The organism is Nostoc flagelliforme FACHB-838, assembly GCF_014698065.1.
GTDB lineage: Bacteria > Cyanobacteriota > Cyanobacteriia > Cyanobacteriales > Nostocaceae > Nostoc > Nostoc flagelliforme_B.
Genome location: NZ_JACJSI010000558.1, coordinates 1 through 3125, shown reverse-complemented (window position 1 = coordinate 3125; position 3125 = coordinate 1). Strand labels below are relative to the sequence as shown.

Sequence of the window (3125 nt, the reverse complement as noted above, 5' to 3'; positions counted from 1 at the left end):
GATAAATCAGCTGTTATAAACGAGTTAATCCAAAATGCACAAAACATCTTGCCAGGTAAGGCGCTATATGTCACCACAGATAGCAAAGCCACCAGCAAGACAACAGCCCGACTCCTACAAAAAGAAATTCCTGGTATTAGAATCCTGCTGGTTAACTCAGAAACCAGTGGCAACAAGGACGAAAAAAGGTTTTTGAAAAATCCCGATGCAGTATTAGCTTCAGGGTTATATGACGTAATTATTTGTTCTCCCACAGTCGCCACCGGAGTCAGCATAGAAATTCCAGATAAAGTCGAGAAAGTCTATGGAATTTTCACTGGCGCATCATCCACCGACGCTGATATGTCCCAATCCTTAATTCGCGTGCGAGACAACGTAGAGCGTGTGGTTTGGTGTGCCAAACGTGGGACAAATTATTGTAAAGTTTCTCGCTCCAGTAATTATCTAGAAATTAAAGCACAATTACAACAGAGAACAGATGCCACTGTTAGTTTAGTCCGCTCCAACCTCAGACCAGATATTGTTGAAGGTATTGCTAATTTCGATTGGCAATCAAATCCTCATGTTAATCTCTATGCCCGAATTAGTGCCGAGCAGAATTATTCGATGATGAATCTCTCTGATGCGCTGCTAATTCGACTCAGACATGAAGGGCATCAGATTACAATTGATAATCGAGAATCGGATAAAGCTGTCAAACTGTTATTAAAGTCAGCCAAAGACGAAATCAAACAAATTGAAGCCAAAGACATAGTAGCCGCAGCAGATTTAACTTATCCAGAAATTGCCCTCTTGGAATCCCAAGAATCTGTCTCACCAGAAGACGCACTAGCAATTAGAAAATATTACCTGAAAGATTTCTACTGCGTAGACGAGCTAACTATAGAACATGTACTTTGGGACAAAGAAGGCCGACGACGCGGGGAACTGCTCAACTTAGAAGCGCAACTTTATCCCGAATTAGGAGTTGACAGAACAGCCAAATCATTAGAGAAACAAGCTAATTGGAATCAAGCTGTTTGCCCGTGGGATATTTCTGGTACAGCGCTGCGGCGCTCTATGCGAGAAGCATTTGGATTAAACGACTTTTTAGATCCTTTTAAAGAATGGACTAAAGCTGACCTCAAACCCTACGCCGACAAGATTCGCCAATATGCCCCAGAAATATTCCACCATCTCAACCGCACCATCAGCGACAAAATGAGTGATGTTCAGGTTGTGCATCAGATGTTATCGCAGTTGGGAATCAAAGCGGCATTTCGCTGGTCGAGGTTTGAGCCGGGGTTTGAGAAGCAAAAAATTAAAGTCTACCGACTGGATGTAGAAACTTGGTCTAACCTGATGTCCATATTAGCTAAACGTGCTGCACGACGCGAACGCCTTCAAAATCTTGGAGAGTCTGATGGATCAGGTATGTCTTTTAATATTCAAAATAATCTAGGAGATCCAAATCAACATCACCCTAAATCCCTTATAGAAACATTGATTGGACTTGTATGTACCGTCACAGGAGATGATGACCATTTCTTGGTACAGAGTAAAACATTAAATAGTAGCTTAAGATGTCAGAACTTAACCAACAATACAGTGGTTTTATTGCCGTTCACTGAAATTACACCAGTAGATAGGGACTGAAATAGACTTGATTTTTTGTTGCTCTCATATTTGCACTGCCATATTCAAAAGCAGTGCTGGTTCGAGCGTGGCTAATTTCTTCTTTGTTTGTGCATTCACTCTAGCCAAAATGAAAAGTTCATTATCAGACTAAATATCTTGATAAAAGCTTGTTCTGGGGTAAAGTTTGACTATGGATGAAATAGAAATTGTTGAATATGACCCATGTTGGCCAACTCTGTTTGAAGAGGAAGCAGCAAGGATTTTTGCTGCACTAGGAAATGATAAGGTAATTGCAATAGAACATTTCGGTAGCACTGCAATTCCAGGTCTCGCTGCCAAGCCTGTTATTGATTTGATGGTTGGAGTACATTCCATTGAGGCTGCCAAACCAATTATTCCGTTACTAGAAGCCCTAGAATACATTTACTGGCCAGACGATCCACGACCTGGGCGTATGTTTTTCGTTAAAGGAATGCCTCCTTACGGTAAGCGAAGAACCCATCATGTTCATGTGGTAGAGGCGTATAGTGAATTTTGGGAACGTTTGTTGTTTCGTGACTATCTGCTTACACATCCAGAAGAAGCAAAACGGTATGAGGTGTTAAAACGTAATTTAGCAGAGCGTTTCCAAAAAGACCGTGAGGGATATACGAATGGAAAAAGCATTTATATTCAGATGGTTCTAGAGAAAGCACGGCACGAGCAAATTTTGTAGATTAAAGGTTTAGCTTTTCCTTTTAAGCTTCATCGTGTGTAACCGTACTTCTCAGATGTCAGCTTCTCAATGTACCTCCTCATCTTCCGAACTGCGTCTCTGTCCGATACATCTTCTCGCTATGAATTGGCTTCTGTTCTTTCAGCAAATTGATGGCCTTATCAATCTTCTCTTTCGTGATTACTTCTGAATTCTGATATTCACTCATGGTTATCTCAGAACTCTTGCATAAATATTTTGTGGTAGGATAGAAGGTTATTTCAGCTTAAATTTTTAGGCATTAAAACAGTAAGAGATTATCATTTTTTTCGAGCAAGTATTATAAGGGCAATCACTAGCTAAAAAAAAGACAGCAAACTTTGTTTCGGTTATTAAAAAAAAACGAAATTATTTGATTAATTTAATTTTTTGACCTGATTTATAGGGCTAATTCGTGATTATAGATTCCCGCAATTAAATTTGACCTTAACCCAAAACGTCGGTGACGATTTCGATATCTATCAGACAAAATTTTAAAGATTTTTAGACGACGATTTACGTGTTCAACAGCAATTCTTAATCGATTGAGTTCTCGATTATATTTCTTTTGTTCTTTCGTCAACCTTCCACCTTTTGGTTTTTTAATCGGTGTTTCACTCAACTGATGAATTTTATTAATCCCTTGATAGCCTTTATCTGCTATGACCTTGAGCAATTCTCCAAATTTAATCCCACTATTTTTAAATAGCTTAAAATCATGAATTCTGCCCTTGCCATGCCCTAAGCAAATGATAGCAGTACTTTTTTGGTGAAT

At 39.3% G+C, this 3125-nt stretch carries 3 protein-coding genes; 2 read left to right on the top strand and 1 reads right to left on the bottom strand.

The features are described from left to right. Together H6G97_RS48700 and H6G97_RS48695 are read left to right on the top strand one after the other, a co-directional pair. The coding region (locus H6G97_RS48700; protein ID WP_199350162.1) for a plasmid replication protein, CyRepA1 family at positions 1–1635 on the top strand (1635 nt) is incomplete at its 5' end. 172 nt (positions 1636–1807) lie between these two features. Next, the gene (locus tag H6G97_RS48695) at positions 1808–2332 is read left to right on the top strand and encodes a GrpB family protein (protein WP_190947464.1); all 525 of its coding nucleotides are present in this window, start codon (positions 1808–1810) and stop codon (positions 2330–2332) included. Positions 2333–2750: 418 nt separating this feature from the next. On the opposite strand, the gene H6G97_RS48690 is transcribed toward H6G97_RS48695, so the two are convergent. Continuing rightward, a partial coding sequence (locus H6G97_RS48690) for a transposase family protein (RefSeq protein WP_190947463.1) occupies positions 2751–3125 on the bottom strand: 375 nt, incomplete at its 5' end.

What these genes read in the sequence shown, in the direction of transcription:
- H6G97_RS48695 (WP_190947464.1), top strand. Translation starts at nt 1,808, where the DNA reads ATGGATGAAATAGAAATTGTTGAATATGACCCATGTTGGCCAACTCTG.